At 67.4% G+C, this 17,986-nt stretch carries 15 protein-coding genes and 6 pseudogenes; 12 read left to right on the top strand and 9 right to left on the bottom strand.

Annotated elements, in window-relative coordinates; translation table 11 throughout:
* The first annotated feature begins 25 nt into the window (after window positions 1-25).
* Window positions 26-772 carry a DUF4241 domain-containing protein gene (locus tag ACIQ9E_RS23225; protein ID WP_403709897.1) on the top strand — a complete coding sequence of 249 codons (747 nt, stop codon included), beginning with the start codon at window positions 26-28 and terminating at the stop codon, window positions 770-772.
* Window positions 773-874: 102 nt separating this feature from the next.
* Here ACIQ9E_RS23225 and ACIQ9E_RS23220 read toward each other — a convergent pair whose 3' ends face one another.
* Both ACIQ9E_RS23220 and ACIQ9E_RS23215 read right to left on the bottom strand, forming a co-directional pair.
* Entirely contained in the window at window positions 875-1,138 is a 264-nt protein-coding gene (locus tag ACIQ9E_RS23220; protein WP_403709895.1) for a transposase, read from the bottom strand.
* Between the two features lie 313 nt (window positions 1,139-1,451).
* Window positions 1,452-1,691: a winged helix-turn-helix domain-containing protein gene (locus tag ACIQ9E_RS23215; RefSeq protein WP_403710241.1), complete on the bottom strand. Its 240-nt coding sequence runs from the start codon at window positions 1,689-1,691 to the stop codon at window positions 1,452-1,454.
* Between ACIQ9E_RS23215 and ACIQ9E_RS23210 the strand changes: the two are divergent.
* The 3 genes and pseudogenes from ACIQ9E_RS23210 to ACIQ9E_RS23200 form a co-directional block, all read left to right on the top strand.
* Window positions 1,656-2,057: pseudogene (locus ACIQ9E_RS23210) on the top strand (TetR/AcrR family transcriptional regulator C-terminal domain-containing protein); the annotation flags it as partial. The gene ACIQ9E_RS23215 and the pseudogene ACIQ9E_RS23210 sit on opposite strands and share 36 nt — an antisense overlap.
* Before the next feature lie 628 nt (window positions 2,058-2,685).
* The gene (locus ACIQ9E_RS23205; RefSeq protein ID WP_403709893.1) at window positions 2,686-3,210 is read left to right on the top strand and encodes a hypothetical protein; all 525 of its coding nucleotides are present in this window, start codon (window positions 2,686-2,688) and stop codon (window positions 3,208-3,210) included.
* A gap of 77 nt (window positions 3,211-3,287) precedes the next feature.
* Window positions 3,288-3,452, top strand: a complete 165-nt coding sequence (locus tag ACIQ9E_RS23200; RefSeq protein ID WP_403709891.1) for a transposase — start codon at window positions 3,288-3,290, stop codon at window positions 3,450-3,452.
* Here the strand turns inward: ACIQ9E_RS23200 and ACIQ9E_RS23195 are convergent.
* Window positions 3,410-3,656, bottom strand: a pseudogene (locus ACIQ9E_RS23195) (Tn3 family transposase); the annotation flags it as partial. The gene ACIQ9E_RS23200 and the pseudogene ACIQ9E_RS23195 sit on opposite strands and share 43 nt — an antisense overlap.
* A gap of 192 nt (window positions 3,657-3,848) precedes the next feature.
* Here ACIQ9E_RS23195 and ACIQ9E_RS23190 point away from each other — a divergent pair.
* Window positions 3,849-4,632, top strand: a pseudogene (locus ACIQ9E_RS23190) (transposase); the annotation flags it as partial.
* A 165-nt stretch (window positions 4,633-4,797) separates the two neighbouring features.
* On the opposite strand, the gene ACIQ9E_RS23185 reads toward ACIQ9E_RS23190, so the two are convergent.
* Window positions 4,798-5,421, bottom strand: coding sequence for a hypothetical protein (locus ACIQ9E_RS23185; protein WP_403709889.1), 624 nt, complete (start codon window positions 5,419-5,421; stop codon window positions 4,798-4,800).
* A 213-nt stretch (window positions 5,422-5,634) separates the two neighbouring features.
* Here ACIQ9E_RS23185 and ACIQ9E_RS23180 point away from each other — a divergent pair, with 213 nt between their 5' ends.
* Both ACIQ9E_RS23180 and ACIQ9E_RS23175 read left to right on the top strand, forming a co-directional pair.
* The gene (locus tag ACIQ9E_RS23180) at window positions 5,635-7,101 is read left to right on the top strand and encodes an NF041680 family putative transposase (RefSeq protein WP_403709887.1); all 1,467 of its coding nucleotides are present in this window, start codon (window positions 5,635-5,637) and stop codon (window positions 7,099-7,101) included.
* Between the two features lie 22 nt (window positions 7,102-7,123).
* Entirely contained in the window at window positions 7,124-7,660 is a 537-nt protein-coding gene (locus ACIQ9E_RS23175) for a hypothetical protein (protein WP_403709884.1), read from the top strand.
* A 104-nt stretch (window positions 7,661-7,764) separates the two neighbouring features.
* Here ACIQ9E_RS23175 and ACIQ9E_RS23170 read toward each other — a convergent pair whose 3' ends face one another.
* Window positions 7,765-8,274, bottom strand: a complete 510-nt coding sequence (locus ACIQ9E_RS23170) for a protein phosphatase (protein ID WP_403709882.1) — start codon at window positions 8,272-8,274, stop codon at window positions 7,765-7,767.
* A gap of 261 nt (window positions 8,275-8,535) precedes the next feature.
* Here ACIQ9E_RS23170 and ACIQ9E_RS23165 point away from each other — a divergent pair.
* A pseudogene (locus tag ACIQ9E_RS23165) lies at window positions 8,536-9,997 on the top strand (NF041680 family putative transposase).
* 223 nt (window positions 9,998-10,220) lie between these two features.
* Here the strand turns inward: ACIQ9E_RS23165 and ACIQ9E_RS23160 are convergent.
* From ACIQ9E_RS23160 to ACIQ9E_RS23145, 4 genes and pseudogenes are all read right to left on the bottom strand, one after another.
* Window positions 10,221-11,390 carry a DNA gyrase subunit B gene (locus ACIQ9E_RS23160; RefSeq protein ID WP_403710240.1) on the bottom strand — a complete coding sequence of 390 codons (1,170 nt, stop codon included), beginning with the start codon at window positions 11,388-11,390 and terminating at the stop codon, window positions 10,221-10,223.
* A 341-nt stretch (window positions 11,391-11,731) separates the two neighbouring features.
* A pseudogene (locus tag ACIQ9E_RS23155) lies at window positions 11,732-12,543 on the bottom strand (IS5 family transposase); the annotation flags it as partial.
* 57 nt (window positions 12,544-12,600) lie between these two features.
* Window positions 12,601-13,029 carry a RacP protein gene (locus ACIQ9E_RS23150; RefSeq protein ID WP_403709880.1) on the bottom strand — a complete coding sequence of 143 codons (429 nt, stop codon included), beginning with the start codon at window positions 13,027-13,029 and terminating at the stop codon, window positions 12,601-12,603.
* 4 nt (window positions 13,030-13,033) lie between these two features.
* On the bottom strand, window positions 13,034-14,143 hold the full coding sequence (locus ACIQ9E_RS23145; protein WP_403709878.1) for a DUF6192 family protein: 1,110 nt from the start codon (window positions 14,141-14,143) through the stop codon (window positions 13,034-13,036).
* Between the two features lie 681 nt (window positions 14,144-14,824).
* Between ACIQ9E_RS23145 and ACIQ9E_RS23140 the strand changes: the two are divergent.
* The 4 genes and pseudogenes from ACIQ9E_RS23140 to ACIQ9E_RS23125 all read left to right on the top strand — a co-directional run.
* Window positions 14,825-15,211 (top strand): annotated as a pseudogene (locus ACIQ9E_RS23140) (transposase); the annotation flags it as partial.
* A gap of 420 nt (window positions 15,212-15,631) precedes the next feature.
* Window positions 15,632-17,098, top strand: coding sequence for an acyltransferase (locus ACIQ9E_RS23135; protein WP_403710239.1), 1,467 nt, complete (start codon window positions 15,632-15,634; stop codon window positions 17,096-17,098).
* Window positions 17,095-17,679: a hypothetical protein gene (locus ACIQ9E_RS23130; protein WP_403709876.1), complete on the top strand. Its 585-nt coding sequence runs from the start codon at window positions 17,095-17,097 to the stop codon at window positions 17,677-17,679. Before ACIQ9E_RS23135 ends, ACIQ9E_RS23130 begins: the two co-directional genes overlap by 4 nt.
* A 92-nt stretch (window positions 17,680-17,771) precedes the next feature.
* Window positions 17,772-17,986: hypothetical protein (locus ACIQ9E_RS23125; RefSeq protein WP_403709874.1), on the top strand; the 215-nt coding region annotated here is incomplete at its 3' end.

The raw sequence follows: 17,986 nt of genomic DNA, 5'->3' as shown, positions 1-17,986 counted from the left end.
TAGTTCGGCGAATGAGACTAATTGCATGGGAGTAGAGGTGGCGACTCAGGCGCACCCCGGCCGTCCGATTGCCGGGCCGAGAACGGCAGCACATTTGGAGAAGCTTTTTGTTCGAGATGCTCGATTGGGTGTTCGTTTCGATGATCCTGGCACGCCAGTTCTGGTGAGCCATGTGGTACCTCTTGGTTTGGTGAGAATTCCCAGCGGTCGCCTAGTTGTTGGCTCACCATGGGCGGGCGAGGAATGGATCGAACTGGGTGAGCGGATTCCACCGGGCTCCTACCAGATGGAGATCTCATGGGTTAGGGCGCCGTACGAGTTCATGGGTGAACCCCTTGAAGGGGCGGAATGCTCCGGCGGGCGAATGACGATCCTGGATGATCCCGTAGACCGTTGGGAAGCAGCTCTCGGGATAGATCAGCAGGTGGGCCAAAACCCGATGGGGTGTTTTCCTGGATTCTGGGGGGAGTCGGCTCAGGTCGCCTTTTCGGACGCTGCATCATGGAGCATCCTGGCTGAGTTTTTTCGCCACTCCTATGAAGAATCGATGGAAGGCCGGATTGAGTCGGGGACGCTGTCGGCCGAGATGATTGGTTCCAGTGCTCACGTGGTTCGAGAGGAAGGGAGTCGGGCCGACCTCATCGCGTTCCCGGGGGATGATATGCATACCGTGGTTTGGCTGGGGAGAACACTGGCGGGTGATGTTGCATCGGTTATTATCGCACCACGTCTTATTGCAATGGATTCAAATTTCCCTCAACCCTTGGAATGAATTGAGGCAGAGAACGTCGTGGAGGGGAAGCTTGTCTGCATGCGAGATTCGTGATGCGGCGCGTGCTCGGACCTGCTTGTGGGACCGGTTGTGTTCTTCCTTCTACTGATCTTTTCGTAGGTTCGGTGGGTGTGGTGGGTGGATGGTGAGTCCGGTGTGGGTGAGGAAGGACCATGGCAGTTGTGGGTTGTGGTTGATGCGGTGGATGCCTTGTTCGGTGGCATCGGCGAGGTGGTCGCCGGCGAGGTTGGCGAGTTCGCGTTTCTTGAGTGAGGACCACAGCAGTTCCACCGGGTTCAGCTCGGGAGCGTGGGCGGGCAGCTGTTCCAGGGTGAGCCAGTCCTCCCCGGCGACCCAGGCCCGCATCGCCCGGCTCCAGTGGGCGGACAGCCCATCCAGACCGGGACCACGCTCTCGCCGCCGTAGAACACCTTCATCCGCTCCAGAATCTCGATCAGCCCGGCGGTGTCGTAGCTGCCGGGCCTGAGGTCGAAGCACTGACGGGCTCCGCGATCGGGGTCGGTGGAGTGGTAGCCCAGCGCGGCGGCCATCGACGCGCGCTTCCAGTTCAGCCGGTGCCTCAGCAGCGGGGTCCGACCCCGGGGAGCGTAGGTGGGGCGGACCTGCGGCAGCAGGGAGACACCTGATTCGTCGAGGAAAACGATCCAGGCACGTGTGTTCACGGCCCTTTTTTGATGCGCGGCCACTCGTGCGCGATCCAGCGGGCGATCTCCGACTCGTCCCGCTCGACCGCCCGCCGTTCGGGCCGCTGCAGACTCCACCCGAGCCGGCCGGTCAGCAGCCGCCACACCGACGCCCTCGACAGAACCACCCCCGTCCCCCGCTCCACGACGGCGCCGACACTCTTCCTCCAGCCGTTCCCGCCAATTGGAGGGGTGTACTGAGCACCATGGGGCACCAACTGCGTGCCGTCCTCACCCGGCACCCCGGCCTCCTTCCCAGCCTCATGGACTACGTCCCCGTCGGCCCCAACGCCCTCGCCCAGCGTGAACGTGTCCTCGCCGCCCTGCTCCGCCACGGTCTGCCGCCCGCTCTGGCGGCCCGCGCTTTCACCGCCGTCGGCCACTACGTCATCGGTTTCGCCGTCCAGCAGCGCGAACCCGACGGCCCACCCCTCGCCGACTACTACGGTGAACTCGACCCCACCACCCACCCCGCCATCGCCGCCACGGCCGAGAGCCTCACCGCAGTCAACCCCGACGACGAGTTCGCCTTCGGTCTCGACCTTCTCCTCGACGGGCTCGCACAGCAGGCGGACCACTGAGCCCCACGACTTGTCCGGCCGGTCATATTCGGAGCCAGATGGTGAGGGCTGCGGCGGGTTACGGTGCCGAGGACGTCGTCAGCGGCGTGACCGGGCGCCTCGAGCCCCACGGGCCAGGGACGGCCACACAGCCGCATCGTACGCAGGCCGGGCTTGCCGGCTTCCTGGCCCGTGCACGCCTGCTTCAGCCACCACCCGAGGCATCTGTGCGGGACACCCGGGTCCGCGCCTTCCGTAACCCGCTACCCGGGTCCGGCGAACGCCTCCTTCTCACCAGCGGCGGAGTTTACGGCCCCTTGCACCTGCGACGGCCTGCCGGCGATAGAGGCCCCCTGTTCCTGGCGCTCCCACCCTCCTGGCCCGGACGCTGGGGCATGCGGGTCCGCAGGCTCGCCCCACCTCAGGAGCACCCTGCGGCACCGCAGACGAGCCTGAGCGGTACCTTGACCGGACCGGAGCCCCCTTTCCGCACCCGGTCACCGCAGAAACGCCTGAGGGCAGGACGCGCAGGCGTCCGCTCCACCGCCACTGCGTCTTCCTGGACGCCCACCACCGCCACCGCTGCGCGGACGGGTCGAACCAGTCACCGAGACGAGGTCGTCAAGCGGCGCGCCGTAGGCTGCGGCCCATGGAGTCTTTGATCGCTGCCGTCCGCGAGCAGGAGGAAGCAGCCCGTTTCCTCGCCTGGCCCGGTGACTTCGACCTGGACCGTGGTGACCATGTTGAGGACGTACACCTCGCCTCGGGCGCCGCGCTTGAGGGGTTCGCCGGCGACGGTTCGGGCGGTACGTACTTCTTCTGCGGTGAAGGCGGCGAGGAACGTCCCGTCCTCTATGCCGACTCCGAAGGAAGCGCGGCTCTGGTCGCCACCGGCCTGTCCGAACTGGTCCGGCTGCTACTGGTCGCCCCCTGGTGGCGTGACTGCCGGGCATTCACGGACGAGGAGAGCCGCGAACTCGTGGCCGAGTACCTGGAGGACGAGCCGGGCCTCACGGCCCGCAGAGACCGCGCCGCCGCAGCCCTCGGCCTCAGCCTTCCGAGCCCGGCAGACGCCTTGGCCCGTTTGCGGGAAGTCGCCACCCGGCCGGGAGAGGAATTCGTCCTGATCTTCACGCCGGAGGGCCGCACCTACGAGCCGCTCATCACCCCCTGAGACAGGTCACGGAACCAGGCGCGACGAGACCCCTCCAGGGGCAGAGCACCGATGCGCACCGGGCGCGGATCGAGCCATTGCAGCCGGACCGGACGCCGAGGCGGGACGGACGATGGCGTGACCACCGGGAGGTGATCGACGCGATCGCGTTCAAGTACCGGACCGGAACACCGTGGGCGGAGCTGCCCGACCGGCTCGGGGCGCCGAGCCGGTCCTCCATCCCGTTGCGGTACCCCTGGTGAACGGTGCCGCGCTTGCCGTGGCGCACGTCCCTCGCCAGCTTGTGGCGGAACTCCTGCACAATGAGCTGCCGGTTCATCTGTCGGCGGCAGGTGCCGTCCACCGCGTCGCCCCCCCCGCAGCAAGTGCTCAGTCTTGGAGATCCCCCGTACCTCCGCGAACGCAGCCCCGAGCAGGCGCGGGCGCCCCTCCCGGCCGCTGTGACGGCCGCCGAGGATCCCGGCTACCGAACAGGGAGCCGAACACCGCTCTCTACGCGCGCACCCGCGTAAGGGCAGCTCACTTGTTCCTGAACATCCGGCGGTCACTCTTTGGAGTGATTGCAGGGTGTGAGGCGACCTTTCTCGTGATCCTGAACTCTGCGACGAGACACAGGAGTTCGCGAGGAAGGTCGTGGGATGAGTGTGCCGGCGCCGGTCCGCGATGGGGAGACGTTCGCGGAACTATCACGCTTTCGGACGGCCTTCTACGGCTGTCTGTCCGTCCGGGCGGACGCGTTCTTCGACCTGACCGACGCGCTGCTGTGCGCGGACGGCCCGGCCCCGGACGCCGGTCGAGCTGTCTCTGCTGGCCGAGCACCAGCGCGGCTACGGCTCGCTGTACGGGGCCCTGAACCACGGCCGGCTCGACATCGACGCTCTGCGTGACCTGCTGATATCGCTGCCGCTTCCACGGTTCGCCGGGCGGATCGTGCTCACGGTGGACGTATCGCCGTGGCTGCGGTCGGACGCCGCCTGCTCGCCGGATCGGCTGTTCTGCCCGGTCCACGGCCGCAACGGCCGTTCATCGGACCACGTGGTGCCGGACTGGCCGTACTCCTTCGTCGCCGCGCTCACCCCGGACCGCACGTCGTGGACACAGGTCCTGGACGCGGTCCGGCTGGGCGCGACAGACGGTGCCGCCGCGGTCACCGCCGACCAGCTGCGGGCCGTGGTCGAGCGCCTGGTCTCGGTCGGTCAGTGGCAGCGCGGCGACAGCGACGTCCTGGTCGTGATGGACGCGGGCTACGACGTGATGCGTCTGGCCTGGGTCCTGCGGGACCTCCCCGTTGAACTGGTCGGACGTCTGCGCTCGGACCGCGTCCTGCAGCTGCCGAAACCGCCGCGCGTCTACGACCGCAAGGGCGGCCGGCCGCCCAAGCACGGCAAGGAGTTCAGCCTCGCCAGGCCCGAGTCGTGGCCCGGGCCGTCCGGCCTGCACGGTTCACGGCGCCCGCGTATGTAGGGCGGTCTCAAAAGTCTCAAAATCCCGGTGGCCGGGCCGTGGGGCGGCAGTGTCGGCTCAGCCCGGCACAGGAGGCCACATCAAGATCATTTCATGCGGCGGCCCAGCAGCTCGACTCGCCTCTCAGCTTCCGCTGAGTGGAGACTCCCACGCGGGATCGTGCAGGGATCTTCTCGTGAGGTGGGCCAGCAAGTGCTCCGCCGCGTTGGAGGCAGTATCTTGCGGCCCGCCGACCACCGTCAGGGCGGAGGTGAGCCTGGCCGACGTCTCTTCTGGCACGTCCGGGTCGGTAAGGAGCGGAAGTACCAGCAGGAGGCGAGCTGCCGTGTCCTGGACACCTTCGGCACCGGAGGAGGGGTTGTCAGCGATGCGGACCAGTTCGCCCCACGTCAGCCCAGTACCCCTGAAATCTCCGTCCCAACTCGCGATCTGCTGGACGTAGCTCCTGCCGGGATGGGTGAGGAGATAGTCGGTGCCGTAGTCGCCGTCCAGGTTGCGGTAGACCACCACGGCTCCGGGGCCGGTTTCGGCCGGCACCCGAAACACTGGCCAGCGTTCGGGATCGAAGAGGACCTCGGACAGGGCATCGGCATCGGCGCCGTCGTCGCCGAACCACTCAGGAACCGGCCGCTCGGCACACCCCCCGTCGCTGCACATCGCCAGAAGGTAGTTCGACCAGAAGCCCGGGCGGGCAAGCAGCGACTCACCCGCCACCAACGTGTCGACGTCATATCCCTTGATCAGCACCCGTCGATCCTGTCACCAGCCACTGACACGGCCCGCTCCGGGATCGGCGAGGGGGCACCGCCCAGTTACGGAACAGGTCTTAAACTTGACGTTTTTGGTCCGCCGTCGAACGTGGCTCGAACTTGTTCAGGGTTTCCCCTATTCACGGCGTGTCCACGGGGCCGGGGCCTGATCCTGCCGGCAGAGGTCGGCGCGGCGCGTGGAGGCCGGATCGTGGGACAGGTCGAGCACTGGGTTCAACCAGACGCGTTCACCGCGGTGACGGCGTTCCGCACCGAGTTGTACGCCTCCCTGCTCGCCCGGGGCGATGCCCACTTCGAGCTGTGTGACGCGTTGTTGTGCACCGACGGTCCGGTTCGCACGCTCGTGGACTTGGCCCTCGCGCCCGAGCACCGGCGCGGGCACGGCGCCCTCTACGCCGGACTGAACCAAGGCCGGATCGACGTGGCCCGGTTCCGCCGTGCCCTGGTCGGGGTGCCGCTGCCCCGCGCTGCCGACGGGCCTCTGGTGCCGGCGGTCGATGTCTCGCCGTGGCTACGGCCGGACGCCGGCACGAGCTCGGACCGTTCCATCTGCCACACCTTCGGCCGGGGCCTAGGCAAGCATCAGATGGTGCCGGGCTGGCCGTACTCGATCGTTGCCGCGCTGGAGACCGGCCGCACCTCCTTGACCGCCCTGCTGGACGCGATCCGGCTGGAGCCCGGCACCGACCTCGCGGCCGTCACCGCCATCCAGGTCCGCGAGGTCATCGAACGCCTCATCACGGCCGGCCAGTGGCGGCAGGGTCAACCGAACGTCCTCGTCGTCCTCGATGCCGGATACGACGCACCTCGGATCGCGCACCTCCTGGCCGACATGCCGATCGAGGTTTTGGGCCGGCTCCGCTCGGACCGGGTGATGCGCAAGCCTGTCCCCGTCCCGTGGATCTGCCCGCCGCAGGGCGGGCGCCCGCCCAAGCATGGCGGCGAGTTCGTGTCCGGCGACCCGCTCACCTGGGGCGAGGCGGCGGCGGTCACCTCCACGACCACGGAGCGGTACGGGACCGCGACCGCTCAGGCGTGGGACCGGCTCCATCCCCGATTGACACGCAGGGCCGCGTGGGGGGATCACGTGGGGCCGTTGCCGATCATCGAGGGCACGGTCATCCGGTTGACCGTGGCGAAGCTGCCCAGCGGCGGGGTCAACAAGCCGGTCTGGCTGTGGTGGTCGGGCACCAGGGGCGCCCCCGAGGACGTCGACCGATGTTGGCAGGCGTTCCTACGAAGGTTCGACGTCGAGCACACGTTCCGCCTGCTCAAGCAGACCCTCGGCTGGACCCGGCCCAAGCTCCGAGACTCCGCCGCGGCCGACCGCTGGACCTGGCTCGTCCTGGCCGCCCACGCACAACTCCGCCTCGCCCGCCCGCTCACCGCGGATCTCCGCCGACCGTGGGAACGGCCAGCGGAACCGAACAAGCTCACCCCCGCCCGGGTCCGCCGAGGGTTCAGGAACCTGCACGCGCGGACGGGCACGCCGGCCCGTGCACCGAAACCCACCCGACCCGGCCCCGGCCGCCCACTCGGCTCGAAAAACCAGCAGCCGGCCACCCGCTACGGCGTCGGACGCGTCCTCGCCACCGGCGAGCCCTGCACTCGGCCCTCACACCACAAGGTCGGCACCAAGCCCCGGCGCATTGGATGAACGTCAGGCCTAGACTCTGACGATGATCGAGATCCTCGACAACCTGGACGTGCTGTCCCGGCCACACCTTGACCTCACGACCGTCGAGATGGGCGGCACGGCGCTGGGAGCACCAGCCACCAGCATTCCACGCCGGATCATCATCCAGGCGCAGTCCTCCGTAGTCGCCCGGTACCGCGGCGGGACCAACATCGACAGCGAGTACTACGACGCCGACGGGCGGCGGCTGACCCTCGACGAGGTCGTCGACCACGCTGCCCAGTCAGACGGGTTCTTGTACTGCGCCGACAAGCTCACCTACAAGATTCGGGCCGGAGCCGTCGTCGGCTTCGCGATCTACGGACCTCATCTCTCCCATTTCGCCCACCTGACCTCGTACGAGGGTCTCCTGGCCGTGTTCGGCACACCCGACAGGGCAAACGAAGACGAGGCATACGGCGACCTCATGGGCTACGACAACTACTACTGGGGTGCGCAGAAGCATGTGCGGTGGGATGCCTGGGACGACCGAATAAGCCTGATCAACCTGGGCGCTTTCGAGGGCAACGCCGGTCCGTGAGCTGCCGGATCCAGGCACGAGAGTGTGCTCCGGCTTGGCCTTGATGCTGGCTGCCCGTCGTGGAACTGTCGAGCTGAGGTTAAACGTCAAGATGAGCTTGTCTTTTAACCTTGGAGCCCAGTCAGGAGGCGGGCGACATCCAGGCCCGTTGTCAGGTAGTTTCTGAAGGTCGCATTGTTCAACGCCCACGGGGATCGTTTCTCTTGAACGAGATCGATTGCCGCAGTGGCTTCCTGGCCCAGTTGAATGAGGGCCTGCGCCACAACAAGGCCTGAGCGGTTGTAGCCGGAGTGACAGCGAACAAGGGTTGTGCGCCCGTTCTGGACAGCGTGTGCGGTGGTGTGTGCGAGTCGCTGCACCGCGCCGATCTGATCCGCGCTGAGCGGGTCATCGGGAATCTCTGCGACAAGGTGCTCGGTGCCGGGCTGGGGCCCATGACCGGAACGAGTGAACAGGCTGACTACGAGGTCGAACTCGCCACCGACGATGACTGGTTGGAGTTCACCGGCTGGATCGGTCCAGTAGTGACCGCCCATCCACAACCCTGGAATGATTTCGTCCCAGGGAGCCTGGGGCCCTGGCATGTCACGGTCACGCTGACGTGTTTTCTTCACCCGGATCTCCCCTTTCCCCCCTGGAAAGACCAACGTGACGTCAGGGCGGCGAAGTTCCCGCACCGCCCTCCGGTGGAACGGGAAAAAGCATGTCAGTCATGATGTGACCTCGTGTGCCGCTGAGCCAGTTTTCAAGATCCGGTATCGAAATGCGCCTCGAACTGAGCAGCTCACGTGGGCATTCGCCGGACATGGGGGCGGCGTTCGTCTGATCATGTGCTCCGACCAAGGATGCACGTGACCACGACGAAGGCCGTGAGGGTGAGTCTGCTGCCTGGTGCTGTCCGGAGAGAAGCGTTCGCGGAAGCGTCACGCTTCCGGGACGACCTGTTCGACTGCCTGACCGCCGCGCGGGGACGAGCTGTTCGAGCTGGTGGACGCCTTCCTGTGTGCGGACGGTCCGGTGAGGACGCCGGTGGACCTGACGCTGGTGGCCGAGCACCGGCGCGGGCACGGCGCCCTGTACGACGCGCTGAACAACGGGAATATCGATGTGCCCCGGCTGCGGCAGGTCCTGGCCGGCCTGCCCATGCCGCAGGCCGCCGACGGGCGTCTGGTCCTCGCGGTCGACGTCAGCCACTGGCTCCGCCCCGACGCCCCCACCAGCGCGGACCGCCTCTTCTGCCACGTCTACGGCCGCAGCGGACGGACCTCGGACCAGCTCATACCCGGCTGGCCCTACTCCTTCGTCGCCGCCCTCGAATCCGGCCGGACCTCTTGGTGCCAGCTCCTGGACGCCGTCCGTCTCGGCCCTGCCGACGACGCCGCCGAGGTCACCGCCGCCCAAGTCCGCCGGGTAGTCACCGACCTCATTGAGATGGGCCGCTGGCACACCGGCGACCGCGACATCCTCGTCGTCTTCGACGCCGGATACGACGCGCCGCGCATGGCCCACCTCCTGCACGGCCTGCCGGTCGAGATCCTCGGTCGCATGCGCGCGGACCGGGTCATGCGCCGCCCGGCGCCCTCCCGCGAAGAGTACTACCGGGCCCACCCCCGCGGCGGCCACCCGCCCAAGCACGGCAAGGAGTTCCACTTCGCCAAGCCCGGGACCTGAGGCGAACCCGACGCGGCGACCGCGCAGGTCACCGACCGATACGGCACCACCCAAGCGGCATCCTGGGACCGCATCCACCCGAGGCTCACCACCCGCTCCGCGTGGATCGACCACACAGGACCCCTGCCGGTCATCGAGGGCACCCTCATCCGCCTCCAGGTCGACCGCCTCCCCGGCGGCGGAGACCCGCTGCCCCTCTGGCTGCGGTCGTCCGCCACCGGCCTGACCGGCGAGGACGTCGATGTCCGCTGGCAGGCTTTCCTGAGGCGCTTCGACCTGGAACACACCTTCCGGCTGATGAAACAGACCCTGGGCTGGACCCGGCCCAAGCTCCGCACTCCCCAGGCCGGCGACCGCTGGACATGGATCGTCATCGTCGCCCACACCCAGCTCCGCCTCGCCCGGCCGTTGGCCGCCGACCTCCGCCGCCCCTGGGAGAAACCGACCAAACCCGAACGCCTCACCCCAGCCCGGGTCCGCCGGGGGTTCAGGAACATCCGAGTCCACCTGCTCTGCCCGGCTCGTGTTCCCCAACCTCGCGGCACCGGTCCCGGACGACCTCCAGGCTCGAAGAACCGCCGCCCCGCACCCCGCTACGACGTCGGCAAGACCGTCAAACGCCCTGAGACCCTCAAGGCCATCGGCAGACCCGGTAGGTCCTGGTAGATAAAAGACAAGCTGAGTACCTGTTCCCGAACCTCAACTGTGTGGCCTGACGTAGGGAGCGCGGGCCTTGGTGAGCACTGCAGGTGGCCCGCAGGGTAGTGCGCTTGTCGACAGGCCGGCGGACCCGAGTAGCTGGCTGTTGGACGCACTCCACCCCAACCACCCCTGCCTGCGCTCCTGCCGGTTCCCGGGAGGAGCGCAGGCAGGGGTGGTCCGCGGCTGTCTAGTCCTGGCGGGCGCCCTGGATGATCCGGCCGACGATGGCCGAGGCCTGCTCCGGGTGCCTCTCCAGCCATGTGCCGAGGTGTTCCCGTACGGCATCGGCGACGCTGGTGCGCACTGCGGCGCCCTCCAGTACGCCGCGCGTGGAGCCCGAGAACTCGGGCCGGTCCAGCTTCACCGATACGACCGCCGTCAGCCCGTGGCCGATCTGGTCGATGCTGAGTTCGGGGGCTGCCTCCGCCAGGAGTCCCCGCTCCCGCACATACGCGTTGACTGCGGCCGCCGCCCCGTCGCGGAATCCTGTCATGTGCGTGCCGCCGTGGGGTGTGGGCTCGCTGTTGGCGTAGCCCTGGAGCCGCTCCCCGGGGGACTCATGCCACCGCAGGGCCACCTCGACGGTCCCGGCGATCTGCGGGTCTTCGTGCTCGAAGCCGATGATGTCCGGGTGAACGGATGCTCCTGCCTGCGCGTCGAGGAAGGCGACGAAGTCCCGAGCCCCGCCCGGGAACCGGTACCGCACCGATCGGGATCGGCCCGGGGGGCGTTCGTCGGTCAGCGAGATGTCCAGGTCCCGGTTGAGGAAGGCCAGTTCCCTGAAGCGCTCTGCCAGCACAGCGAACGAGCACTCCGTCGTCTCGAAGATGCCGGTGTCGGGCCAGAACGTGATGCTGGTCCCGCTTCTGGTCGTCGGTCCTGCACTGGTGGGTGGGGCGAGCGCGACGCCCCGTGCGTACTCCTGGACCCAGTGGACTCCATCGCGCCGCACCTCGGCTGTCAGGCGGCTCGACAAGGCGTTGGTGACACAGGGCCCGATGCCGAAGAGGCTCATGGCCACAGCGTGGCGGCCGCGCGGCTCCGCCACCCCGGGGTGCATGCGGGTGAGCAGCGCTTCGAGGCCGGGACCGCTGGTGTCCCCGGCGGCCTCGACGGGGACACCGGGCCCGTCGTCGGCGACACGTACGCCGCCGTCGGACGTGAGGGTGACCTCGACGGCGCTGGCACGGCCGGCCAGGACTTCGGTCACCGCCCGTTCGGCGACATCGAACACGATCTGGTGCAGGCCACGCTGACTGGTCGAGCCGACGTACATTCCAGGCCGCTTCCGAACGGCTTCCAATCCCTCCAGCACCTCGATCCGGCTGGCGTCGTACGGGTTGTCGTTGTCACTCATCAAGTCCCCCCAATGGCGTCTCCAGCGGAGACCCCAGCCTAGGCGGACCTCTGAAAAACACCAGTTCAGAGCCTGTTTGGCGACGGCGTGAGCGGGCGGGTGAGCACCTGCTTGGAGAAGGTCGGCCCAAGGATCGCGCACCACTGTCGGAGGGCAGCCGGGGGCATGCGGAGACCGCGCCAGACCCAATTTCCGGCGACCCCGAGGCCCCCGATTTGAGAGGCTGACGAGCCGTGAAGCTCCGTGCGAGGGTGCGCGAGTCGGAACGCGCGGTTGGCGTGCGCGGTAGTGACCGCGGTCAGTCCCGGTGGGCCTCGCGTGAGGCGGGCTGGCCGGTCCGGCGGGACGTGCGGCGGGTGATGCGCCTGGTCATGAGGGTGATCGCAGCCCAGGTGATCAGTGATTCAGAGTTTTGGACTAGGCGTTCGTAGTCTCGGGCGTGTCTGCGGGCGTGCATAACCCAGGCGAGTGACCTTTCGACCACCCAGCGGAGGGGCAAGACGACGAACCCGACGGCGTTCTTCGGTCGGCTGACGGTCTTCACCGTCAGGTTCAGGTACTTCTTCGCCCAGTTCACGAGTTGTCCGGCGTAGGCGGAGTCGGCCCAGACGATCGTGATCTCGGGGTGCATGAGCCTCAGCCGGAACAGGACCTCCTTGGCCGCATCGCGGTCGGTCATGTCGGCTGAGGTGACCATGACGAACAGCGGCAGGCCTTTCGTGTCCACGACGAGATGCCGCTTCCTGCCGTTGATCTTTTTGGCGGCGTCGTAGCCCCGCGAGTCCTTGCCGACGGTCTCGGCGGCCTTGACGGACTGCGAGTCGATGATGGTGGCAACCGCTCCGGGTGAACGCCCCATGTCCCGGCGGACGCGCTTGCGGAGCTGGTCGCGGATCTGGCCGATCACCCCGGCCGCGGCCCAGCGGGCCATGAAGTTGTAGCAGGTTCGCCATGGCGGATAGTCCTTGGGCAGGGCCCGCCACTTGCAGCCCGTGTCGACGACGTACCGAATTGCGTCCACGATCTCGCGCCGCGGGTGCTTCTCAGGCCGCCCGCCGCGAGGAGTCTCGCAGGCCGGGATCGGAAGGAGCGGTTCGATCAGGGCCCACTCGTCGTCGTAGGTGTCCGAGGGGTAGCAGCGGCGCCGGGCCAACGCCCCCTCCCTTCATGGGGGTGGGGGCCGGCCGCAAGACGGCCGGCCCCCACCGGGTCACGCGTCGATGTAGTCGGCGATCACGTCGAGCGTGGACTCGACGGAGCTGAGCTGGGTGTTCAGGTGCCGGACCCAGCGGCCCTTGGGCTGCAGGGCGGCGTGCGGGGCGACGACGCCCGTGATGAACTGGCGGATCTCGGTGAGCTTCTCGCGGATGACCGCGACCTCGTAGGCCTGAAGCTCGGTCGGGTCGGAGCAGAATTTGTAGCCGTCCGGCCTCGTCCAGATCAGCGGCGGCCAGCCCTGTTCGGCGATGGTGTCCCGCAGACAGGCCAGGCCCGCTCGGGCCTGATGCGGCGAGAGCTCACTCGACCTGACCAGCTGCTTGAAGGCCAGACCTGCCGGCCGTGCTTCGAAGAGCACGAACCGGACCGTGTCGGCGTGCCGCTGCGCGGCAGGCGACCGGCGCGTTGAACCGCGCGGCATCCCACTACTCACCCTGCAGCAGGCGGGCGAGCGCGCCGTCGACGTCGACCTTCCCGGTGTCCACCGCCGTTTCAACCCAGTCGAGCGTCGCCCGTGAACGGGCGATGTTCTCGTGGATGATCACCTTTTCGTCGTCGGACAGCTGCCGGTCCCGCAGTCCCGGGACGGCGCGGCCGCAGGCCGCGACGAAGGCGTGGCAGGCGGTGACCAGGTCCAGGAACTCCACCGTCCGGTCGATCCGCTTCACCGTCGGCGCGACGGGGCTGGTCCGCTCGAAGTCCTCACGGGCCTGACGGCCGCGTTCGACCTGGGCGTGGTTAACCTCGTGGCGGGCCCGGTCATCCGACATCGCTCGGAAGGCAACATCCGGACGGCGCAGCAGACCAGCGGTCACCCTGGCTGCGACCTGGTCATCGCGGGTTAGCTCCTCGACGACGCGCGTCCTCTGCTCCGGGGTGACCTGGGAGACCACGGACGGACGCCGCAGAACGTCCGGGACCACGGCCGCGGCGACCTGGTCGTCTCGGATCAGCTCCTCCGCCGCCCTGATCCTTTCCTGCTCGGTGACCTGGGAGACCACCGACGGCCTGCGCAGGAAGTCCGAGGTCACCGTCGCCGCGACCGCCTCGTCCCGGGCCAGGTCATGGATCGCGGACACCTTCTCCTCCGGCGTGACCGGATTCTCCACCCTCCAACCGACCCTCCGCCTCGCGTCGTCGACCGACCACCGGGCCTTGCCCTCAGGCGGTGTGCGGACGGCTGCGAACCTCTCCTCCTCGTCCTCGATACTGCCCATAATCCGATGGATCGTGAACGACACCTCCGGCCGGCGCTGGTCCTTGGGCCACTTCGACGCCGCCCACCGGGCGTTCTTCACGACCGCGTAGGACAGGCCGATGTCCTCGGCAAGCCGGAGCAACGAGTCCCGAACCGTGAACATCTCCTCACTCGGCTCCGGCTGCCGGAACGCGCGCATCGGCTCGATCTCCAACGCGTAGTCCCCGACGGCAAACTGAGCCTGGCCGATGGCCTCCACGAGCTTCCGCAGCTCGGTAACGATCTCGGTGTATCGGTCGAACCCGACACTCCCGATCTTCTCGATTTCCTGGGTCATGGCAACGATCACCACCCACGGCGGGCCGGGGTACAGCCCCTCGACCGCGACAGAACACGGCCCGCTCTCACAACCGAGGCTCGGACCCGCCCGGGAAAGATCGCAACGATCGACCACAAGAGCCAGAATCTGACTGAAAATCCGATTCAGATGCGTTCGCCCAGCGGTCACTGTGGCCGTTCGTCGAACGATTCGCTTCGGGAGCGCCAATCCCTCATCAGGCACCGCCGCGAGCAGAACACGGCGTCCGAACGCCGATCCACCCCAGCCACCCAGGCCGTCCCGCACACGGGACACACAACCCGGCCGGACCCGTTCAACTCCGACTGCACCCGCCGCCGCAACCGACGCTCCCGCCGCCATGACCTGGCACGACACGTCGTCGAGCAGAACATGGCGTCCGAACGCGAGGCTGGCCCCAGCCAGTCACCGCAACCCCTACAAGCAGGCTCCCCGAGCCGATCGGATCCCTCGGACACCTCTCCAGCCTAGAACCCCACGCCCACCAAAAGCGGGGATATGGATCAGGTACTGAGCGATCTCTGACATTGCACCCCCCGTACGGTTCTCGAACGACCGTCGAACTTGATCGCAGGCCCGGCAATCACCGGATGCAGGAACGGCCTTCGTCTGATCATGTGCTCCGACCAAGGTGCACGTGATCACGACGAAGGCCGTGTGGTGCGTCTGCTGCCTGATACCGCACGGGGGAAGCATTCGCGGAAGCGTCACGCTTCCGGGGCGAGTTCTACGAGTGCCTGACCGCTCGGCGCGATGAAATGGTCGAGCCGGCGGACGCAGTGCTGCGCGCGGAGGGTGCGGTGAAGTCCCCGGTGGACCTGACTTTTCTGCCCGAGCCCCGTCATGGGCACGATGTACGGCGGCCTGAACCACGGTCGGATCGACGTCGACCGGCTGCGGACGGTGCTGGCCGGACTGCCGCTGCCGCGTTTCGACGGCGGGCGCCTGGTCCTGGCCGCCGATGTGTCGGCGTGGCTCCGCTCGGACGCGCTGTGCTCGGCGGAGTGGCTGTTCTGCCGTGTCTACGGTCGTGTGAAGACGGCATCGGCTCTTGGGTACCACGACAAGACCACCACCCGGCTGTGCAACGAGACCGGCGGGATATGGAGCTGATACGCCCCTGGAGATCACGCCAGGTCACCGGCAGGCTGGGTTCCTGGGGGAGCCGGAGACAGTTGAGGTGAGAGCCGACCGGTACCGATCGGCCGCCACGGATGGTTCGGTCGGGCTACAACGAGTTGGTGACGAGGAAGGCACCGGTGTGGGCGGCCGCCTCCTCAGAGCTTGTGCATTCCGCCCCGGTCCGGTGCTCGCCGTTCGCCGCGGTGGCGCTCCAGCACCAACCGTCGTCCTCCAGCTCCCACTGGATGTTCGCAGTGCCTCGGCGAGCCGAACCCGCATGTCAATCTCCAGGAGGGACTTCTGTATGCGAATATTGACTACCGAAAGGGTAGGGTTGTAGTCGTGATGAGTACGGAGGCCACTCTCAGGCTCACGGTGGCTGCGATTATGCAGCTCACCCGTGAGCGGCAGGTCGACGTCGGTGCCGGAACCGGCCTGAGTCAGCTGCAGATCAGTCGCAAGCAAGCGGGGAAGACCGCCTGGACTCTCGGGGACGTCGATGCCCTGGCCGCGCACTGGCGAGTCCCCGTCCTCGACCTGCTGGCCGGGCCCACCCGGGCCACAGCCGCGCTCCCTGCCGACCGCATCGCGACCCCCCCGACACAAACCCTCATCCCCCTGACCGACTGCACCGAACCCGCAGACGGACGGCCGTCACCGCCTCCCAGGACACCCGCGTCCGGTCACCACGGCAACCGGACCGCCGAACCCGCCCGCCGGACCGCCGAACCCGCCGCGCACCCCCCTCAACTGCCCACAACAGCACCTGCAGCGCCATCCCCACCGCCCCAGCCCGACCGGGACCCGGCACCTTCGGCAGACCAGCCCCGTAATCCGGTACCGCGCCGCGCCACCCCCGCACTGCCACCGACCGACCGGATCCGGGCCGCCGTCAACCACCGCCTCCAAGAAGCCGACGGGGACATCGACACGGCCCGCGCCGCGCTGATCAAACACGCAATCCCCGACGTCATGGCCCTGTTCTCCGCCTCCCGGGTCGGTGGACGATACGAGCACACCGAATTCCCCCCGACCCAGGAAATCCTGCAGAAACGCTCCCAGAAAGGCGCGGACCAGATCTGGGAGGGCCGGCCGAAGTGGCGCTCCGTCGAACTGCACCAAGCCGCCCGGGCCGGCCACATCCACCTCGATGTGACAGCCCTCGACATCAACGGCGCCTACCTCGCCGCCCTCAAAACCTGGCTGCCCATCGGGCGACTCACACACACCAAAACCACCACACACGACCCGAAACGGGCCGGAGTCCACCGCATCACCCCACCCGACTGGACTCACAGAGATCTCCCCTCACCTCTCGGCGCCCGCCAGGAACCCGGACCCCTCTGGGTCACCGAACCCACCCTCCGCCTCTTCCTCCGGTGCGCCGGCCAAGGCCTGTGCAAGATGCCGGTGATCCACGAATCGTGGACCTCCGGGGCCAGTGAAGGGCTACTGGAGAAAATGCGGCGCGCCCTGGCGGATACTCGCGAGAGGGCGATCCAGGCCGGCGATGATCTGACACTCGATTACATCAAGGCCATGTATTCGAAATTTGTCTCCACGATCGGCGAATCGACAGCGAATCGCGAGATCCGCCGGCCTGACTGGATGCACATCATCCGTTCCCAGGCATTTGCTAACCTGTGGATGAAGGCTCATAAGGCGCATGTGGCAGGGCTCACGGTGGTAGAGATTTCGGGAACCGACGAGTTGCACATTGCTGGTGAGTGGCAGTCAGTTTTTGCATATGGTCGTGGCCTCTCGCAGGTCAAGCCAAAATACACCTACACTCTTGGAGAGGGTGAATCGTGAGCGGTGCATCCGATGTGTGGGGAGAGTGGCAGAAACACAGGGCCCGCGGAATGCGCGGAGCCGAGGCTCTTCACCGCGAGATCGACCGCATCGCCCGGGCCGGAGGCATCACCTCGCCGGTTACCACCCGCCGCGGCTTGAAGGCTCGTCTTCGCTATCTGTCCGGACCGGCCGGCCTGGCGGAACTCGCCGCTCATGGTGTCAGCCGTCGCCTGCTGCGTTCATGGGAACGGGGAGCGAAACCGTCCGCCGCCAAATTGAAAGCGGTCGACGACGCCTACTGGAGCAGGCGACGCCAAAACCTTGTGCGATCCGGTGCATTGAAACGAATCCTTGACAATAATGGACACGGGCGCCGGATGGAGATTTTTCCGGTCGACCAGAGTGCTGTTCCGGACAAATATCGACGGCCTCTGTCCGATCGCTCCGTCCAGGCCCGCTACATCTGGGGAGACGCTGTCAAGGCATGGGCGACGAACGACATCGGCATCCTTGATGAAATCTGGGACGACGTCATCTCCGATTTGGATTCCGACTTCGCTGCCTACGCCTATGTCAGTGGAATCGGAATCGGAGCCTGAGGGGAGCGGTCGGCCGCCCCCGAAGCCGGCAGGTGACGAGATGTCAGATATAGGGGTTTCGACCCTTCAACTTGTCTAGACCTTTGTACTGAATGAGTGTTCAGTACAAAGCCGCGTCGGTCGAGCAGGCACGAGCACAGCAGCACGAAAGCGTGATCAAGCCAGCAAACGGCAGCGGCCGGCTCCAGCCCCTGCAAGAGATACCCGACACACCAAACCCCCCTTCTCAGCTGCGCACTTGGTCGCCCGGAGGGCGACTAAAGGGCCGGAGGCCCTTTGCCGTCGCCGAAGGCGACGGCAACCGAGG

Source organism: Streptomyces sp. NPDC094448 (assembly GCF_044763775.1).
Taxonomy (GTDB): Bacteria; Actinomycetota; Actinomycetes; order Streptomycetales; family Streptomycetaceae; genus Streptomyces.
This window is presented reverse-complemented; position numbering and strand designations above follow the sequence as displayed.

Coding starts and splice junctions, on each gene's coding strand:
- ACIQ9E_RS23150 (WP_403709880.1), bottom strand. CDS start 13,029: ATGCCGCGCGGTTCAACGCGCCGGTCGCCTGCCGCGCAGCGGCACGCC.
- ACIQ9E_RS23220 (WP_403709895.1), bottom strand. CDS start 1,138: ATGCGGGCCTGGGTCGCCGGGGAGGACTGGCTCACCCTGGAACAGCTG.
- ACIQ9E_RS23160 (WP_403710240.1), bottom strand. CDS start 11,390: ATGAGTGACAACGACAACCCGTACGACGCCAGCCGGATCGAGGTGCTG.
- ACIQ9E_RS23205 (WP_403709893.1), top strand. CDS start 2,686: ATGGAGTCTTTGATCGCTGCCGTCCGCGAGCAGGAGGAAGCAGCCCGT.
- ACIQ9E_RS23175 (WP_403709884.1), top strand. CDS start 7,124: ATGATCGAGATCCTCGACAACCTGGACGTGCTGTCCCGGCCACACCTT.
- ACIQ9E_RS23225 (WP_403709897.1), top strand. CDS start 26: ATGGGAGTAGAGGTGGCGACTCAGGCGCACCCCGGCCGTCCGATTGCC.
- ACIQ9E_RS23135 (WP_403710239.1), top strand. CDS start 15,632: ATGAGTACGGAGGCCACTCTCAGGCTCACGGTGGCTGCGATTATGCAG.
- ACIQ9E_RS23145 (WP_403709878.1), bottom strand. CDS start 14,143: ATGACCCAGGAAATCGAGAAGATCGGGAGTGTCGGGTTCGACCGATAC.